Origin of the sequence: Idiomarina xiamenensis 10-D-4, assembly GCF_000299895.1 — a bacterium.
Classification (GTDB): domain Bacteria; phylum Pseudomonadota; class Gammaproteobacteria; order Enterobacterales; family Alteromonadaceae; genus Idiomarina; species Idiomarina xiamenensis.
In genome coordinates this window covers 122,613-140,998 of sequence record NZ_AMRG01000002.1, presented here as the reverse complement: position 1 = coordinate 140,998, position 18,386 = coordinate 122,613, and the positions used below count along the sequence as shown (strand labels likewise).

16 protein-coding genes are annotated in these 18,386 nt (G+C 49.7%); 5 read left to right on the top strand and 11 right to left on the bottom strand.

The annotated features are described in order from the left end of the window. Position 1: 1 nt before the first annotated feature. A complete protein-coding gene (gene ppsA / locus A10D4_RS01990) occupies positions 2 to 2,386 on the bottom strand; it encodes a phosphoenolpyruvate synthase (protein ID WP_008487405.1) in 2,385 nt (794 codons plus the stop codon). A 138-nt stretch (positions 2,387 to 2,524) separates the two neighbouring features. Between ppsA and ppsR the strand changes: the two genes are divergently transcribed. After that, positions 2,525 to 3,334: a posphoenolpyruvate synthetase regulatory kinase/phosphorylase PpsR gene (gene ppsR / locus A10D4_RS01985; RefSeq protein ID WP_008487403.1), complete on the top strand. Its 810-nt coding sequence runs from the start codon at positions 2,525 to 2,527 to the stop codon at positions 3,332 to 3,334. A 77-nt stretch (positions 3,335 to 3,411) separates the two neighbouring features. Here the strand turns inward: ppsR and A10D4_RS01980 are convergent, their stop codons facing one another. From A10D4_RS01980 to htpX, 3 genes are all read right to left on the bottom strand, one after another. Then, complete coding sequence (locus A10D4_RS01980; protein ID WP_008487402.1) at positions 3,412 to 4,239, bottom strand: DUF1338 domain-containing protein; 828 nt, start codon at positions 4,237 to 4,239, stop codon at positions 3,412 to 3,414. A 170-nt stretch (positions 4,240 to 4,409) separates the two neighbouring features. After that, on the bottom strand, positions 4,410 to 5,768 hold the full coding sequence (locus A10D4_RS01975) for a class II 3-deoxy-7-phosphoheptulonate synthase (protein ID WP_008487401.1): 1,359 nt from the start codon (positions 5,766 to 5,768) through the stop codon (positions 4,410 to 4,412). Positions 5,769 to 5,838: 70 nt separating this feature from the next. After that, on the bottom strand, positions 5,839 to 6,714 hold the full coding sequence (gene htpX, locus A10D4_RS01970) for a protease HtpX (RefSeq protein ID WP_008487400.1): 876 nt from the start codon (positions 6,712 to 6,714) through the stop codon (positions 5,839 to 5,841). 155 nt (positions 6,715 to 6,869) lie between these two features. Between htpX and pepE the strand changes: the two genes are divergently transcribed. Next, positions 6,870 to 7,601 (top strand): dipeptidase PepE, encoded by a 732-nt coding sequence (gene pepE, locus A10D4_RS01965; RefSeq protein ID WP_008487397.1) that lies wholly within the window; start codon positions 6,870 to 6,872, stop codon positions 7,599 to 7,601. A gap of 29 nt (positions 7,602 to 7,630) precedes the next feature. On the opposite strand, the gene bioD is transcribed toward pepE, so the two are convergent. The 4 genes from bioD to bioB all read right to left on the bottom strand — a co-directional run bounded on the left by bioD (position 7,631) and on the right by bioB (position 11,541). Then, positions 7,631 to 8,356, bottom strand: a complete 726-nt coding sequence (bioD, locus tag A10D4_RS01960; RefSeq protein ID WP_008487395.1) for a dethiobiotin synthase — start codon at positions 8,354 to 8,356, stop codon at positions 7,631 to 7,633. Between the two features lie 48 nt (positions 8,357 to 8,404). Continuing rightward, complete coding sequence (locus A10D4_RS01955; RefSeq protein WP_192811498.1) at positions 8,405 to 9,235, bottom strand: methyltransferase domain-containing protein; 831 nt, start codon at positions 9,233 to 9,235, stop codon at positions 8,405 to 8,407. Continuing rightward, a complete protein-coding gene (locus A10D4_RS01950) occupies positions 9,216 to 10,436 on the bottom strand; it encodes an 8-amino-7-oxononanoate synthase (protein WP_008487393.1) in 1,221 nt (406 codons plus the stop codon). Before A10D4_RS01950 ends, A10D4_RS01955 begins: the two co-directional genes overlap by 20 nt. Positions 10,437 to 10,500: 64 nt before the next feature. Beyond that, on the bottom strand, positions 10,501 to 11,541 hold the full coding sequence (gene bioB / locus A10D4_RS01945) for a biotin synthase BioB (protein ID WP_008487392.1): 1,041 nt from the start codon (positions 11,539 to 11,541) through the stop codon (positions 10,501 to 10,503). A gap of 103 nt (positions 11,542 to 11,644) precedes the next feature. Here bioB and bioA point away from each other — a divergent pair, with 103 nt between their 5' ends. Further along, complete coding sequence (gene bioA, locus A10D4_RS01940) at positions 11,645 to 12,958, top strand: adenosylmethionine--8-amino-7-oxononanoate transaminase (protein ID WP_008487390.1); 1,314 nt, start codon at positions 11,645 to 11,647, stop codon at positions 12,956 to 12,958. On the opposite strand, the gene A10D4_RS01935 is transcribed toward bioA, so the two are convergent. Continuing rightward, complete coding sequence (locus A10D4_RS01935; protein ID WP_008487389.1) at positions 12,944 to 13,336, bottom strand: hypothetical protein; 393 nt, start codon at positions 13,334 to 13,336, stop codon at positions 12,944 to 12,946. The genes bioA and A10D4_RS01935 overlap by 15 nt on opposite strands. Before the next feature lie 156 nt (positions 13,337 to 13,492). Here A10D4_RS01935 and asnS point away from each other — a divergent pair, with 156 nt between their 5' ends. Next, on the top strand, positions 13,493 to 14,893 hold the full coding sequence (gene asnS / locus A10D4_RS01930) for an asparagine--tRNA ligase (RefSeq protein WP_008487388.1): 1,401 nt from the start codon (positions 13,493 to 13,495) through the stop codon (positions 14,891 to 14,893). Positions 14,894 to 14,992: 99 nt separating this feature from the next. Here asnS and A10D4_RS01925 read toward each other — a convergent pair whose 3' ends face one another. Together A10D4_RS01925 and A10D4_RS01920 are read right to left on the bottom strand one after the other, a co-directional pair. Then, a complete protein-coding gene (locus A10D4_RS01925; RefSeq protein ID WP_008487387.1) occupies positions 14,993 to 15,472 on the bottom strand; it encodes a hypothetical protein in 480 nt (159 codons plus the stop codon). A gap of 175 nt (positions 15,473 to 15,647) precedes the next feature. Then, the gene (locus A10D4_RS01920) at positions 15,648 to 16,196 is read right to left on the bottom strand and encodes an NAD(P)H nitroreductase (RefSeq protein ID WP_008487384.1); all 549 of its coding nucleotides are present in this window, start codon (positions 16,194 to 16,196) and stop codon (positions 15,648 to 15,650) included. 230 nt (positions 16,197 to 16,426) lie between these two features. Between A10D4_RS01920 and sppA the strand changes: the two genes are divergently transcribed. Next, on the top strand, positions 16,427 to 18,283 hold the full coding sequence (sppA, locus tag A10D4_RS01915) for a signal peptide peptidase SppA (protein WP_008487383.1): 1,857 nt from the start codon (positions 16,427 to 16,429) through the stop codon (positions 18,281 to 18,283). Positions 18,284 to 18,386 lie beyond the last annotated feature (103 nt).

The following is an 18,386-nucleotide window of genomic DNA, read 5'->3' as shown; positions in this document are numbered from 1 at the left end:
GTTATGCCGTGCCCTCTTGTTTTAGCTGTTTAGCTAAGTATAGCCAGGTTTCCAGCACGGTATCGGGGTTCAACGATACCGAATCGATACCCTGCTCAACTAGCCAAGCGGCAAAATCGGCGTGATCAGACGGCCCCTGGCCACAAATGCCAACATATTTACCGCGTTTTTTAGCGGCTTGAATGGCCATCGACAACATCGCTTTAACCGCTTCGTTGCGCTCATCAAATAAATGCGCGATAACACCTGAGTCACGGTCTAAGCCCAGCGTCAACTGAGTTAAATCATTAGAACCAATTGAGAAACCGTCAAAAATATCCAAGAACTGATCAGCAAGTAAGGCATTAGATGGCAGTTCGCACATCATGATCACACGCAGACCGTTTTCGCCCTGCACTAAACCTTGCTCACGCAGCAGTTCGATGACTCTGCGTCCTTCTTCGAGGGTGCGCACAAACGGGATCATCACTTCGATATTGGTTAACCCCATATCGTTACGCACACGTTTGATGGCTTCGCATTCCAATGCAAAACAGTCGCGGAATTCTTCAGAAACATAACGTGAAGCGCCGCGGAAACCTAGCATGGGGTTTTCTTCATCGGGCTCGTATTGGCTGCCGCCAACCAAATTCGCGTATTCATTCGACTTAAAATCTGACATACGCACGATGACACGCTCTGGAGAAAACGCTGCGCCCAGTGTCGCAATGCCTTCCGCTAAGCGCGCCACATAATATTCACGTGGGCTGTCGTAGCCAGCCATCATGTTGCTAATCGTCTGTTTTAATTCATCGCTTTGGCTGTCAAAGTTTAACAGCGCTTTGGGATGCACGCCGATCATACGGTTAATGATGAATTCCAAGCGCGCTAAGCCCACGCCAGCGTGCGGTAGGCGAGCAAAGTCAAAAGCTCGGTCAGGGTTACCCACGTTCATCATAATTTTTAACGGCAGATCCGGCATTTCGTCAATCGCCGAGCTGGTTACATCAAAGGCCAATTCACCCTCATAAATATAACCCGTATCACCCTCGGCACATGAAACCGTTACTGCCTGCCCATTGCTGATACGACTGGTTGCGTCGCCACAACCCACAACCGCAGGAATACCCAACTCACGCGCGATGATGGCGGCGTGACAAGTACGTCCGCCTCGATTAGTCACGATGGCGGCGGCACGCTTCATGATCGGCTCCCAGTCAGGATCGGTCATATCGGTCACCAGAACATCTCCGGGCTGAACTTTATCCATTTCGCTGATATCGTTCAGCACGCGCGCCACGCCACTACCAATTTTATGGCCGATAGCACGGCCTTCAACGACCACTTGGCTCTTCTGCTGCAGCGAGAAGCGTTCCATGGCGTTACCCACTTCGTTAGAGCGGACCGTTTCTGGACGTGCCTGCACGATATACAATTTGCCATCGATACCGTCTTTGGCCCATTCGATATCCATCGGACGGCCATAATGCTGTTCAATAATGACCGCTTGTTTTGCTAACGCTTCAACTTCATCATCGCTGATCGAGAACCGCTGACTGTCCGCTTTATCGACATCTTCAATACGAACTTGCTTGCCATGCGCCAACTCGTCGGAATAAACCATTTGTACTAACTTGCTACCGATATTACGACGTAAAACCGCAGGGCGACCGGCTTTTAAAGTGGGTTTATGGACATAAAATTCGTCAGGGTTAACCGCGCCCTGTACCACCATTTCACCCAAACCGAACGAGGAAGTAACAAACACCACTTGATCAAAACCGGATTCGGTGTCGATGGTGAACATTACGCCTGAAGCGGCTTTGTCACTGCGTACCATACGCTGTACGCCGGCTGACAAGGCCACACCACGGTGGTCGTAACCTTGGTGAACACGGTAAGAAATGGCGCGATCATTAAATAACGACGCAAATACGTGTTTAATAGCTTCCATGATGCTATCGATGCCACGTACGTTTAAGAAGGTTTCTTGCTGCCCGGCAAATGACGCATCAGGCATATCTTCGGCGGTCGCTGAACTGCGTACCGCAAAGCTCAGTTGCTCGTTATTATCACTGAGCTCGGCAAAGGCTTCACGAATAGCCTTATCTAATGACGCCTGAAACGGTGTGTCGATGACCCACTGGCGAATCTGCTTACCCGCTTTTGCTAGCTCAGTGACGTCGTCAACGTCCAAACTATCCAATAAATCGTGTATGCGATCATTCAAGCCACTTTGCTCGAGGAACTCATTAAATGCATCGGCGGTTGTCGCAAAACCACCTGGAACGTCAACGCCAGCACCGGCTAAATTGCTGATCATTTCACCCAATGATGCGTTTTTACCGCCAACGCGGTTCACATCCTGCATTCCAAGTTGCTGATACCAAAGTACATATTCTTGCACGTTGTATTCCCCGTGGTTGCTAATGGCGCGCTCGTAGTCGTTATCGCTACAGCGCTAAATGATGCGCTGTATTTTACACAGACTAGGCAGACAAGTTAACATCTCGACGACAATTTACGTTATTTTGAGCATACGCCCATGCGTTCAGTTTTTTATATCTCAGACGGTACCGCCCTCACCGCCGAAGCTTTCGGCAATGCCTTGTTGTCGATGTTCCCGGTTACCGTGGAGCAGCGCACCATCCCGTTTGTCGACAACGAGGATAAAGCGCGGCAAGCGGTTAAGCGTATCAATGAGGCGCACCAAGCGTCGGGCCTACCGCCGTTGGTTTTTCATACCTTTGTCGATTTAAATTTACAGAACATTGTGATTAACAGCGAAGGCGTCTGCTTTGACTTCTTACAACACTATGTCCAGCCTGTCGCCGATCAACTACAACTGGCGCCGCAACCTCGCATGTCGCGCACGCACGGTATACGCGACGATTATTCTGCACGTATCGACGCCATTAACTTCACCTTGGATAACGACGACGGCAGTAACATTAGCGATTATGAGCAAGCGGATATTATCTTGGTGGGCGTATCTCGTACCGGTAAAACCCCGACCAGCTTGTACTTAGCACTGCAATTTGGCATTAAAGCCGCAAACTATCCGTTTACCGAAGACGATGGTTTTGAATCCTTAAAACTGCCTAAATCGCTTAAACCCTATCGTCATAAAATCTATGGCTTAACACTCGACCCGCAACGCTTGCATGAAATTCGCAATAGTCGCCGCGAGGGCAGTCGTTATGCATCGCTACAGCAGTGCCGTTTTGAGGTCGCCGAAGTCGAGCGCTTATATCGTCGTGAGGCGATTCCGTTTATCGATTCGACACAATATTCGGTGGAAGAAATTGCCACCAAAATCATTGCCGAGACCAATTTAAAACGCCGTCATTATTAAGTTTGCTTGAAGATCGCGCATTAAAAAACCCCGTTTGGTAGCGCCTAACGGGGTTTTTATTTGAGTCACTTAACACATTAGCCTTTGGCGTTGGTGCTCTCAAAAATCTTGTCGGCAGATGCCGCAACAAAGCCGGTATACAACTTACCCGGTTGAATTTCATAGCGCTTAGCAAACTCATAAAAGCAACTTGGAATTTCAACGGTCTTATCGTTAAACTCAACCTCGACGCGGTCGGCCATGGTTGACGATTGCTCTAAATAAACCTCGGCTGAACCTTTAATTTCGCCGCCTGAGCTATTTAGTTTAAAGCCAGCGTCTTTTAATTTCTGGTTGACCTGCTCTAACGTTTGGTAGCCTGGCAAATGGTTGACGCTAACCGTGAAGTGATTAGCACGGAAGCCATAAGCCGACATCCAAGCTGCATATTCACTTTCGTCGAGTAATTCTAAATACTCGGCATGCGTCACATTCCAGTGTGTGCCAGAATATAAAAAGTCAGGCTTTTTCACCGCTTCGGCATCGATGCTATGTACCATGCGGTTGATCAGCTCTTGTACACGTGGTGAGAATTCTTCGACCAATAGCTCGCTGATAAACACCTTTGGAAACTCTGGATTACTGTGTTCATAGTGCTTTGCACGCAGTTTTTTCGCTTCAAAGTGGTAATCACCACCCTCTTTATAACCTAAGCGAATAAAGTGCTGAGCCAACGCCTCCAAGCGAACCGGCTCTAGGTTAAAGGTACGGAAAGCAACGTGATCATTGATGATGTCACGCCCTTCACCTAACACATCATGAACTTTCGCCGCTGATGGTGTTTGCTGAATATAATCTTCCCATAACTGGTTAAACAGGTCTTCGACTTGTTCAGCTTGACCCTTTTCAGACTTAAGTTCAGACATATGACCATTAACTCCTGTAAATGAATACTGTGAATAAAAAAGCCCCGCTAGTTTAACGCAGGGCTTAGATTCGCGCCAGCACCCGCCAGCGCATGCATTTAAAAAGCCGCTGGCTTGCTGATCTTTATCAACTATTGTTGACAATCAAGCCTATGTCACTGGGTTAGCGCTTAACCTCGACCGTGGCGCGCTTGTTTCAGTGAGTCAGCGACCAAAAAGGCTAATTCTAACACCTGATCGGCGTTCAAGCGCGGATCGCATTGACTACGATAACGACGGGTTAAATCGTCCTCACTGATTTGATAGGCGCCGCCGGTGCACTCGGTGACATCTTCACCGGTCATTTCTAAATGAATACCGCCGGCGTAGGTGCCTTCCGCCTGATGCACAGCAAAAAACTGTCGTAGTTCTTGATGAATGGCGTCAAAAGAACGCGTTTTAATGCCGTTATCAGCCTTCACTGTATTACCGTGCATGGGATCACTCGACCACACCACATTGCGGCCTTCGGCTTTTACCGCGCGCACTAAACGCGGTAAGTTATCAGCCAACTTGTCAGCCCCCATACGCGTGATCAAGGTCATTCGTCCTGGCTCATTCTCAGGATTTAATACATCCAATAAACGCAATACGTCATCGGCGTCAGCGGTTGGACCCACTTTGACGCCTAACGGATTATGAATACCACGCATAAATTCGACGTGCGCGTGGTCGCATTGACGCGTACGTTCACCGATCCACAACATGTGAGCCGAGCAGTCATAAGGCAAACCGGTCAACGTATCGGTCCTTGTTAGCGCTTCTTCGTAGGGTAACAACAATGCCTCGTGCGAGGTGAACAACTGAGTTTCATGAATCGTGGCATTGGTTTCGGCAGTAATACCGAGTACTTCCATAAATTTTAGCGCCGACTGAATTTGCTCAGCCACCTGCAGGTACTGTGCTTTTTGTGGGTTCGCGGCGACAAAGCTCATGTTCCACTTGTGCACCTTATGCAGGTCGGCCAGCCCCCCCTGAGCGAACGCGCGTAACAGATTCAGCGTTGCCGCAGAGTGATGATAAGCGTGCAGCATACGCTGCGGATCGGGTTGTCGCGCCGCTTCATTAAAGTCAGCACCGTTGATAATATCGCCACGATAACTGGGTAAGCTGACACCATCGATGGTCTCCAGATCGCTGGAACGCGGTTTGGCATACTGACCAGCCATACGCGCCACCTTAGTTACTGGGCAAGATCCGGCAAAGGTCATGACAATCGCCATCTGCAAGATCACTTTAAAGGTATCGCGGATTTTTGGAGCAGTAAAATCTTGAAAAGACTCAGCGCAATCACCGCCTTGCAGCAAAAAACCACGTCCGTGACAAACGTCACCTAGTTGTCGGCGTAAGCTGCGGGTTTCTTCGGCGAAGACCAGCGGTGGAAAACGCTTTAACTGACTCTCCACCGCGGCTAATTGTTCTTGATCCTGATACGACGGTTGTTGTGCAATTGGTTTTGTGCGCCAACTACGTGCACTCCAGCTTGTCATGGCCTACCTGTTTTATTAACGTCATCGGTCTCGACAATGTATCGACAATAACGATTAAACGCAACGCTCATCAAAGTCTTTTCTGTAGCGCTGCAATCCTTTTAGCAAGCGGTGGATGGCTCATAAACCACTCGGCTAAACCACCACCGCCGTGAATACCAAAAGCTTTCAGATTACCATCCAACTGCGAGGCCTGCGTGCCTTGCAAGCGACGTAAAGCGGCGATCATTTTATCGCGACCGACCAAGCTTGCCGATCCAGCATCGGCGCGATACTCACGATAACGAGAAAATGCCATGACGATGATGCTGGCCAACACGCCAAACACCAGCTCAAGTAACATAACAATAGCGATGTACGCCATGCTCCCTAAACCAGCGCCTTGCTGGTTGTTGCTGCGTGTTGCGTTATCAATAATTGATGCGATAACGCGCGCAAAAAAGATCACGAAGGTGTTCAGCACGCCCTGTAACAACGTCATCGTCACCATGTCGCCATTCTTAATATGGCTCACCTCATGCGCCAAAACCGCCTCGACCTCGTCACCATCCATCTGCGTTAATAGCCCCGTACTAACCGCCACTAAGGCATTATTGCGGCTCGCGCCAGTGGCAAAGGCATTAACGTCTGATGAAGAATAAATAGCAACATCAGGCATACCAATACCCGCTTGCTGAGCTTGCCGCTTTACCGTTTGCAAAAGCCACTGTTCAGTACGATTACGGGGCGTTTTTATTAGGGTAGCGCGCACCGAGCGCAACGCTAACCATTTAGACATCGCTAACGATAACAGTGAACCGCCAAAACCAAACAAGGCAGCAATCAACAATAAACTGCTATAGCTATTCGGATCGAGCCCCAGCAGTGGTATCAATAGGTTTAATACCACACTTAATACCAGTAACACCGCCATATTGGTGGCAATAAACAACACTATCCGCTTCATGGCTTGACTCCTGCAATCACCCTCAACTAAATATGGTGGCGACGCTGACACTTAGCAAGTGAGTGAATGACTTTATCAACAGCGTTGAGCGCTGGGAGTAGCGCTAACGTCTTGTTAGACTGTTGGCTTTGAAAAAATCGTCAGGAAGTTAAATGATGTCAGCGTTAAACGCCCTTTTATTAAGCAGTTCACGCGCCGGGGATAGTCCTTACCTCGCTCACACAAAGGCTTGGATAAAGCCCTTGATCGCCGGCAAACGTGTGTTATTTGTTCCCTATGCTGGTGTTGGCATGGCACCCGGCGAGTATCGCGATAAAGTCGCAAGCGCGCTAGCCGATTGTGGCGCCGAAGCCTTTGATTGCTTAAGTTGTAGCGATAATCCGCAAGCCGCCATCGCAGCGGCGCAAGTGATCATGGTTGGCGGTGGTAACACCTTTTGTCTACTAGCTGCCTTACAACGGCAACAACTGCTAAATGCGATGCAACATCGCCTTAACCAAGGCGCAATCTACATTGGCTGGAGCGCCGGTGCTAACCTTGCCGGTTTGAGTATTCGCACCACCAACGACATGCCTATCGTTGAACCCGAGAGCTTTCAAGCGTTGGCGCTGCTACCGGTACAACTGAATCCGCATTACAGCGACTACCAACCTGAGGGCTTTCACGGTGAAACCCGTGACCAACGTTTAGCAGAATTTATGCGCGTCGCCGCTAACACACCGATTCTGGCTATTCGGGAAGGCACAGCATTGCGCATCGAACAGCAACAGATGCGGCTGTTAGGTGAGCGTGACGGTGCGGTCTTTCTTAACGGCGAAAAACATGCATTAGTCGCCGGTGAGGATTGTAGCGAGTGGCTAAGCTATATCGCCAAACGTAGCGTTTAAGCAGCCCCCCTGTTGTCGGCTTAAGTCGCTTACGCAGGCTCCGGTAGCAGCGCATCGACCGTCAAATATTGACCGAGGTTGTGCTGCTGCCAATTGTCGACATAGGGTAAAATGCCCAAACAAGGCGCCGCCAAATGCTGACGTAAGTAATCGATATTTTCGGCTTGTCTCGCCATCCTCTGGGGTTGATTATTGACCCCTATCCAGCCGCGTAGTGTACAACCATCAGCGACAATAGCCGCGGCACTGAGTAAGGCGTGATTTAAGCAACCTAATTGTAAGCCCACCACCAACACCACGCCAGCACCACTCGCTTGTACAAAGCTCGGCATACGCAAGCCCTGATCATTAAGTGGTAATTGCCAGCCCCCGGCGCCTTCGATGACGACGTAATCAGCTCGGTATTGCTGTATTCGTTGTAAACTGGTTAGCAACCGATCCAGCTCAATTTCACGCTGCTCTTCACGGGCAGCGATATGCGGAGCAATGGCTGCCTGTAATGCGTAGGGATTGAGCAAATCGTAAGGCAACATTTGGCTAGCCGCGGCGTTTAACGCTAACGCATCTTCATTACACCAACGCGGAGCCTGTGCTTCGCCATTCGACCCCGCAGCAGTTTGCCATTCACAGCCAGCCGCTACCGGCTTCATCGCTAGCGTGCTCAAACCACGCGCCGTCAGTGCTTGCAACAGCGCCGTGCTGGCTACAGTTTTGCCGACTTCGGTGTCGGTTCCGGTAACAAAAATAGAATTCATATTGCTATTTACTCAATTTAATGGCGGACTATCGCTGCATTCAGGCTCTCAGCGCGTTAACTTCCAAAAACCTAGACACCAGCTTAACGGGTAGCATTGCTGCGCGTCTTGGGGCCATGCTTGTTCGAGCTCACGCAAGCGTCGCGGCGTCAGCAAGCCGCTTTGACGACCGGCTGTGTAGCTGGCACCAACGCCTTTAATACTCATCAATAATTGCCGTACTTGTGAAAACTGTTGGCAATAACGTTGTTGTTGCCCCTGCCAGCGTAATTGCGGGTAGTGTCGCTGCAGTTGCTGCAGTAGCTGTTCGACTTTTGCGGCACTGACAAACCGATTCTGGTGCGGTTGCTGGTCGATACCCTGCCAGGCTTGTCGCAATTCGACTAGGGAGCCATCCAGAACCAGTGCAATCAACGCCGTAGCACCGGGTTTAAGTACCCGAACACATTCGGCCACGGCACTGGTCATATCGTTACACCATTGTAATGATAGGTTGGCAACAACAAGTTCAACGCTGTCATCGGCTAGTGGCAATTGTTCCGCATCGGCCTGTAACCAGCGCCGCCACGGTTGCTCGGCGGTTGGATAGCGTTGCTGCGCTTGATGCAACATACCGGCGGCAATATCAACACCAATATAACGCCGACCATGGCGCGCTAACTGTTGATATTGACTGGCGGGGCCGCAACCCACATCAACCACGAGTTCACTGTGTTGCGCCGGTTGTTGGTCGGGTTTTTGATCAGGTTGTTGATCAGGTAATGCGGCTAACAATTGCGTGGCGCAGTATTGCTGTAAGGCGTCATGCTGGTGGTAATGGTTCGCCGCACGGCTAAAATGACGCGCAACCAATTCTTTATCATACATCTGCGTCATCATTATTCTCATTATGGCGCGCGGTTGAGGCCGCTAAACCCGCTTCAGCTAAGGCCTCCAATAAGCGGTCGATATCTTCCCGTTGATGGGCTGCAGTTAAACAAAAACGTAAGCGTGAACTGCCATTAGGCACTGTCGGTGGGCGTATGGCGCTACACCAAATACCGGCTTGCCGCAGCCGCTGACTGGCTGCTAACGCGGTCCCCTCGTCACCGCATAAACAGACTTGGATCATCGACTGTGAAGCATTGATGGGTAGTCCGAGCGTGCTGGCTTGCGTTCTAAAGTAGCTGATAAGCTGCTGTAACCGCTGCCGCCGCTGCTCACCCTGTTCGCCTGCAATCAACGTTAATGTGGCTTGTAAAGCGTAAGCCTGTGCCGGCGGCATTGCGGTTGAGTAGACCAATTCCCGATGCTGTTGTAACAAGTACTGTGCAACATCGTTATCCACCGCGATGGCGGCGCCAGCCGAGGCAAACGCTTTACCGAAGGTTATAGTCAAATAGGCCACTTCAGCGCTGCTATATTGACCAGCAACACCACGGCCTTGATAACCACTGACGCCGATACCATGCGCATCGTCGATAAATAGCTGCCGCTGCGGGGTAACCAGTTCGACTAACTGGGCTAACGCAGCAGCGTCGCCGTCCATGCTAAAAATACCCTCGCTAATCAGTAGCTGATTGCCCTCGCGGCCGGTTAACTGTTGTGCCAGTTTATTTATCTGGTTATGTAAGAAGCGTCTAAACGCGGTGCCGCTATGGCGGGCGCCGTCGATCAGCGACGCATGTGCCAGCTTGTCTAACCATAACCCTTGATAGGCAGGTGCCAAGGCACAAAGTAAACCGTGATTAGCGGCAAAACCACTGCTAAACAACAGCACTTGGTCGCGCCCTAACCAATCCGCTAACTGTTCCGCTAACTCGGCGTGCGGACGTTGATAACCGGTCACCAACGGCGATGCGGTGCTGCCGCAGCCATAACGACTTAAGCCTTGTTGATAAGCATCGATAAGCTCAGGATGGTGGCTCAAGCCTAAGTAATCATTACTGCTAAAGTTTAAATAACGCTGCCCGTGCAGCTTCAGAAAGCGAGGCGCCTCGGCAGCATCGCCGTCGTTACAACTAAGCTGACGCAATTGCTGCCGCTGCAAACGCTGCTGACATTGCGCCTGCATCCAGGCAAACGCCGTTTGCTCACTCATGCCACCTTCACTCGCTGCTACTAGCGCCGCTTTACACGGCGTTGTTCTGTGGACGTTCTGATAACTATGATGCGTCGTAAAACAACGGCGCCTGCTGTTGCTCGCTGACGGCGTCACGGATCACCGCTTCATGAACATCATCGCTGTAGCCATCACGCTGCTCCGGGCGAATACCGAGTTTGGCGAACAAATCTTGGTCGCGCTGTGCGGCAGGGTTGGCGGTAGTTAATAACCGTTCACCATAAAAAATCGAGTTAGCGCCGGCTAAAAAGCACAGTGCTTGAGTTTGTTCATTCATGTCTTCACGACCGGCTGATAAACGTACGTGCGAAGCCGGCATTAAAATACGTGCCACCGCGATGGTACGAATAAACTCAAATGCGTCGAGATCGTCTAACTCGGCAAACGGTGTGCCCTCGACCTTAACCAGCATATTAATGGGCACGCTTTCAGGGTGTTGCGGCAGATTAGCCAATTGTTGCAAAAGTGCTGCACGATCACGACTGCCCTCGCCCATGCCAACGATGCCACCAGAACAAATTTTCATACCCGCTTCACGCACATGGCTGAGGGTGTCCAAGCGGTCTTGATAGGTTCGGGTAGTGATGATGTCGCCGTAAAACTCTGGTGACGTATCCAAATTGTGATTGTAATAATCTAAACCGGCCTGCTGTAACATTTTAGCCTGTTCTGGCGACAACATACCTAAGGTCATACAGGTTTCTAAGCCCATTGCCTTAACCCCTTTGACCATTTCGATCAAATACGGCATATCGCGATCTTTCGGGTTACGCCAAGCAGCACCCATACAAAAGCGTGAAGCGCCGATATCTTTGGCTGCAGCAGCTTCGGTTAAGACCTTTTCCACTTGCATCAAACGTTCGCGGTCAACATCGGTGGTGTAATGCGCGCTTTGCGGACAATATTTACAGTCCTCTGGGCAGGCGCCGGTTTTAATCGATAGTAGCGTGCTAACTTGGACTTCGTTAGCGTTAAAGTGCTGACGATGGACTTGTTGCGCTTGAAATAGTAAGTCGTTAAACGGTAACTCGAACAACGCTTGAATTTCGCTCAGTTGCCAGTCGTGACGTGTTGGTTGGCTCATAGCAATTTTGGTCTGATTGTTGTGTGCGTGTCGACTAGGATACGAGTAGCCGTTACACTGTCAACAAATTAAAGCAGAAAAACCTTACATCTGGTTATTTTTTATGCAAGAGCCTGTGCAACACCGTCCTTCGCTAACCGACGCCGACCTGCAATTTGATCGTGACCACATTTGGCATCCCTATACCTCGCTAGCCGATCCGTTACCCAGTTATCCGATAGTAGCTGCCGCGGGTTGCGAACTAGAACTGGCCGATGGGCGTCGCTTGGTGGATGGTATGGCATCGTGGTGGGCAGCCATTCACGGCTATAATCATGCCTATTTAAATGCCGCCGCCACCGAGCAGTTGCAACACATGAGTCATGTTATGTTTGGTGGCATTACCCACCCACCGGCAGTCGCGCTAGCGCGGCAATTAGTGGCCATCACACCGGCCAGTTTAGATGCGGTATTTTTTGCCGATTCTGGTTCTGTGGCGGTTGAAGTGGCGATTAAAATGGCGATTCAATATTGGGTGAGTCTGGATAAGCCACAAAAAAATCGTTTAGTCACCATAAAGCGTGGCTATCACGGCGATACCTTTGCCGCCATGTCGGTGTGTGACCCAGTCAATGGTATGCATGGCTTGTTTCAAGGTGCCGTACGTCCGCAGTTATTTGCCGATGCCCCGGAGCTAACGCCAGAACAAGATTGGCAACAGCAAGATATTGCTAGTTTGACGCAATTGCTCGAGCAACAACACCAGCAAATCGCCGCTCTTATACTAGAGCCGATTGTGCAAGGCGCTGGTGGCATGCGCTTTTATCACCCCGAGTATTTACGTCAGGCGCGACGCTTATGTGACCATTATCAGGTGTTACTGATTGCCGATGAAATTGCTACCGGCTTCGGCCGCACCGGACGCTTATTTGCCTGTCAGCATGCCGATATCGAACCCGATATTATGTGTCTGGGTAAAGCGCTAACGGGTGGCTATATGACGCTGGCGGCAGTAATGACACAACGGCATGTCGCCAACACCATCGGTCAGGGCAACGGCGGCGGTGCGTTAATGCACGGCCCGACCTTTATGGGCAACCCGCTGGCTTGTGCCGTAGCGAACGCCAGTTTGGCGTTACTCACTCATCAGCCTTGGCAGTTGCGTGTACACTCGATTGAACAACAACTGCGCGCTCGCTTACTTGGCTTTAATCGTTATGCTAGCGTCGCGGATGCCCGTGTGCTGGGTGCTATTGGCGTGGTAGAAATGCAGCGACCGGTTAATGTGGCAGCACTACAAAAGCGCTTTGTCGAAGCCGGTGTATGGATACGTCCGTTTGGCAAGTTAATTTATATCATGCCGCCCTACGTGATCAGCCGACAACAACTTGAACGCCTGTTAGACGCTATCGAAATGGTGGTATCAGATACTGACTAAATAGTACACAAAACCCGCTACGCACATGAAAATTAAAATAACTAGGTTAAACCAATAATGTTCACGGCTGGAGCGGTACATGACAATATTCAGGGCGAGGCTTAAGCAACTTAAGCACAAACCAAAACTGAGTGCGATCAGATATAAATCTGACAAGGTGATCAACCAGTAATCCCTTACCGGAATACCAAAAAAGTGAGTCAGAATAGTATTGGGCTCTGGCCGCGCATAATGAAAAGTAATTAACGCAATAACAAAGCTGAGCCAGCCCAAAATGTTGAGCCAGCCAACCACGCGCGACCAACAAGCCATGCTACACAAATACGCTAAGGCACTTTGAGGCGGTTGTTTTTGCAACTTTTCGGCGTTTTCTTGCATGAAAGCGACCCTACAACGACGACTGATACTTGAGTCTGAGCCAAACCGAGGTAACATAGCAAGCTTTGCTAGCAAATAATTATCTTTGTAGTAATGATTGTCTGATTGGACAGTACAGTCACCACGTAAACTATATTTAGCGGAGTATAACCATTTATGTCCTACGCCTCTGTCGTTGACGTGCTGACCGGTAAACACCCGGTTGGCACCACCGTCACTGTGCGCGGTTGGGTACGCACCCGCCGTGACTCTAAAGCCGGTATTTCATTTATTAATTTACACGATGGCTCGTGTTTTGATGCATTACAGGCGGTGGTTGCCAATACTCTGTCGAATTACAGCAGCGAAGTGCAAAAGCTCACCACGGGTTGTGCTGTCGCCATTACCGGTGAAGTGGCCGCCTCGCAAGGTCAGGGACAGTCGTTTGAACTACAAGCCAGCGATTTACAGGTATATGGCTGGGTGGAAGACCCTGATACTTACCCCATGGCGCCGAAACGGCATAGCATGGAATACCTACGTGAATACGCGCATTTACGTCCGCGTACCAACATTACCGGCGCCGTCATGCGTGTGCGCAATTGCTTGGCGCAAGCGGTACACCGTTTCTTCCATGAGCACGGTTATTTGTGGGTCAGCACGCCCATTATCACCGCCTCAGATTGTGAGGGTGCCGGCGAAATGTTCCGCGTCTCGACGTTAGACTTGATGAATCTGCCACACAAGGACGACGGTAGTATCGACTTTAGTCAGGATTTTTTCGGTAAAGAGGCCTACTTAACCGTTTCTGGTCAGTTAAACGCCGAAACCTATGCTTGCGCGTTATCTAAAGTGTATACCTTTGGCCCTACCTTCCGTGCTGAGAACTCAAACACCAGCCGTCATTTATCCGAGTTCTGGATGGTCGAACCAGAGGTCGCATTTGCCGATTTAGATCAAGTCGCGGGCTTAGCCGAAGCGATGCTGAAATATGTGTTTAAGGCGGTAATGGAAGAACGCGCCGACGATTTAGCGTTTTTCAACCAGCGCATCGATAACACCGTGCTAGAACGCTTACAAAAAATGGTCAGTAGCGACTTTGTACACATGGATTACACCGACGCCATCGATATTTTACAAAACTGTGGCGAGCAGTTTGAGTACCCAGTCAGCTGGGGCGTCGATTTGCAATCGGAGCACGAGCGCTACTTAGCCGAAAAACATGTCGGAGGACCGGTCATATTAAAGAACTACCCGCGCGACATTAAAGCCTTTTATATGCGTCAAAACGATGACGGCAAAACCGTGGCGGCGATGGACGTATTGGCACCGGGTATCGGCGAAATTATCGGTGGTAGCGCCCGCGAAGAGCGTTTAGATGTGCTTGATAAACGTTTGGACGAGATGCAGTTGCCAAAAGCTGAGTACCAATGGTATCGCGACTTACGTCGTTACGGTACGGTGCCGCACGCCGGTTTCGGTTTGGGGTTTGAGCGCCTAGTCGCTTATGTCACCGGTGTACAAAACATTCGTGACGTGATTCCGTTTCCGCGAACCCCGAAAAACGCCAGTTATTAAGCTGATAACCTTAGTTTCACGCCATAAAAAAAGCCGACTAAACAACGTCGGCTTTTTTATTAATGCTTTAGTCAGTTGACCAAGCTCGGTCGTCCTTACTTACCATTTATCTTCGCTTTTACGCACCACTTCAAACGTATTGCGGTCCAGCTTGATATCATAGTCTTTACCGTCGCTGCCGTAGCCTTCGGCTTCGACATAACGCTCTTCTAAATCAATGCTATCTAAGCTGACAATATCAGCATTCTTTAAAGCATCAATGACGTCTGATAATTGCTCAGCGGTTAGGCCGTAAGCGGCATCATCGTCCTGCTCAACCTCTTCTTCCAGCACTTGACCGTCTAAGCTAAAGCGTACTTCGGCTTCGCGGTTTTCACCGACCCAACCTTCCACATCGATACTTGAGCGATCGGCAGTCTGAATTTCAACAAAGTGGGTAAAACCATACTCTTTAGCTTGATCAACCACACTCGAAAAGCTGTCCAATTTATGGCCTTCGGCAGCCATTGCAGTTGCTGGCAATACCATTGCCGCTGATAAAGAAAGTGCTAAAGCTGATTTCCGTATTACGTTTTGCATGACTATCTCCTTAATTTCAGTCGTACTTAATTAACACTTCAAACGACAGCCTTTTGCGCTAGGCTTGTCATTAACTGTAGGTACGTGATACTTAAAAAAACAGTTCATTTACGCAATTTTACGGCTTATTAGCGTACTATTTACAATGATTTAGTCGTTGATCTAGCGGTTATTCTCAACCCTGCTCAAACAATTCTTGATAGTCTTTCTCAGGCTTGATTGGGATCGGAACCGCCGGTGTACCGATATATAAGAAGCCGATAACGTGGTCATCGCCTTGACAGCCAAGCGCTGCATTTACGTAGTCATCCTGAGCCAACCAGCCGGTGCGCCAAATGGCCCCTAAATCTTGCGCAAAAGCCGCTTGTTGCATCGCCATAGCAGCACAAGCCGCGCTACATAACTGCTCAAACGCGGGGACTTTGTCATGCGCTTGATAACGTGTGCAAACGGCAATAATTAGCGGTGCTCGCATCGGTTGTTGCTGTGCTTTACTGATTTCAGCTTCGCTTTTGCCAGCCTTTGCCGCGGCTTGCGCAAAAATATCGCCAAGTCGTTGTCGCCCTTGTTCCTGATACTCAATAAAACGATACGGCGATAACGCCATATGGTCTGGCACTCGCACGGCAGCCCGTCGGATCACGTGTAATTGCTGTGCGTTGGGCGGGGGATCAATAAGACGAGGCATCGACGAACGTTGCAACAGTAAATCTAAAGCGTCCATTAGGATTTCCTGTGTTTAGAATAGCTGCCCTAAGCTAGCAAATTTTTGTCACTAGGTTAATCGACACAAGCGCTTTTTGTGGTTTTTTCTAACTATCATTGATACCGCGATTTAGGTCTGCTGGCTAACCCCACTATCACTATACATTGTTAGTTACATTCTGCTGCTGGTGTCGCTGTCACAAATTGGTTAGTCTTGGGCGTAATTCTAGGCAAATAGTAGTGAATGATATGCGAGTCATCTCCTCATTTTTTAAATTTCTATGGGCAATTATCAACGGCGCCAGACGGCTTATCGTTAACTTGGTTTTCTTTGCGGTATTAGCCATTGTGTTAGTGTTGATCTTTAGCGAAGAAGAGCCGTTGACCGTACCTGATAGCAGTATTTTGGTACTTAACCCAGTAGGTATCATCGTTGATGAAGAAACCTGGGTTGATCCGGTCGAAAAGGCGTTTGGCCAGGCACTGGGCGCCGAAGACGAGACGCCGGAGGTCTTACTGAGCGACTTGGTGAATGCCATTAATCGCGCTCGCGACGATGACCGCATCGGCGCCATTTATTTGAATTTAGAAAATTTAATGGGTGGCGGTATTAGTAAATTGCAGCGTATCGGCGCGGCACTCGACCAGTTCCGTACCAGTGGCAAACCGATTATTGCGCACGGCGATAACTTCTCGCAAACGCAATATTATTTAGCCAGTTATGCCGATGATCTGAGTTTGAATCCGTTGGGTATGGTTGAGTTTAATGGTTTTAATTACACTCAGCTTTATTTTAAAGAGCTGCTCGATAAGCTCCATATCAAACCCTATATTTTTAAAGTTGGTCAATATAAATCTGCAGTAGAGCCCTTTACTCGTAACGATATGTCTGAGCAGGCGCGCGAAGCCAATAAAGTCGTATTTGACGATTTATGGCAGGCATTTAAAGCCGATATTACTAGCCATCGCGCCTTAACCGACGCTATCAGCAGCGGCCAACAAGCCCCCTATATGGAGGCGTTACGGGCCGCCAACGGCGACTTTGCGCAAATGGCTGTCGACAACGGCTTGGTGGATGCCTTAAAGACCTCTGAAGCCGTACGTACCGAGCTGATTAACCTGTCAGGTTATGACAAAGATGAAGAGAGCTTCCGTGGCATTGGCTTCAAGCATTATTTAGCAGCGACCGATCAAGATGAAGGCTTTGGCGCCGACAACCGCGACCAGATAGCGGTTATCGTTGCCCGTGGTAGCATTGTTCCCGGTTACCAAAAACCCGGTATGATCGGTGGTGATAGCACCGCCGAACAACTGCGCGATGCGCGTTTAAATAAGCATACTAAAGCGGTGGTGTTCCGTATCGACAGCCCCGGTGGTAGTGGCTTTGCTTCGGAAAAGATTCGTCAACAGGTGTTAGAGCTTAAACGCGCTGGTATTCCGGTCGTGGTATCAATGAGCTCAGTCGCAGCTTCAGGCGGTTACTGGATCGCCGCCGACGCCGACGAGATTTTTGCGGCGCCAACAACCATCACCGGATCCATTGGCGTGTTTGGCGTGGTCATGACTTTTGAAGATAGCTTGGCGCAAATCGGTGTACATTCCGATCAAGTCAATACCACTGAGTTGAGCGGTATGACCACGGTAAAAGCACTGAACGAGTCACAACAAGAGATGTTCCAGTTATCGGTTGAGAGTGCTTATGAGCAGTTCATCAACTTGGTGGCCAATGCCCGCGGCATGACCCCTGCTGCGGTCCACGAAATTGCTCAGGGACGCATTTGGACAGGTCGTCAGGCGCTTGAATTAGGTTTAGTCGATGAACTGGGTGGCTTTGATGATGCGGTAGCAAAAGCCGCTGAGCTGGCTGCTATTGATAGCTATCGACTACAAACCTATCAACCAGAGCTGACAGCTCGCGAGCAATTTATTGCTGAACTTTTTGGTGAGTCTGCCAGTTTACTGGGGGTTTCCCCACTGGCTAGCGATTCCTCGCCTTGGTTACTGCAACAACTACGTCAAGTGGCTAGCAGCGCCGATGAACTCAAGACTTTCAGCGATCCTCGTGCGGTTTATGCTTACTGTACATTGTGTCCAGCGGTGCAATAGCGCTGTTAATAGATACGCACTGGCTATCGCGTAATCGTGATAGCAAAAAACGGGAGCCGAACGGCTCCCGTTTTTATTAGGTTTTTTGTTATACTCGCGCCAT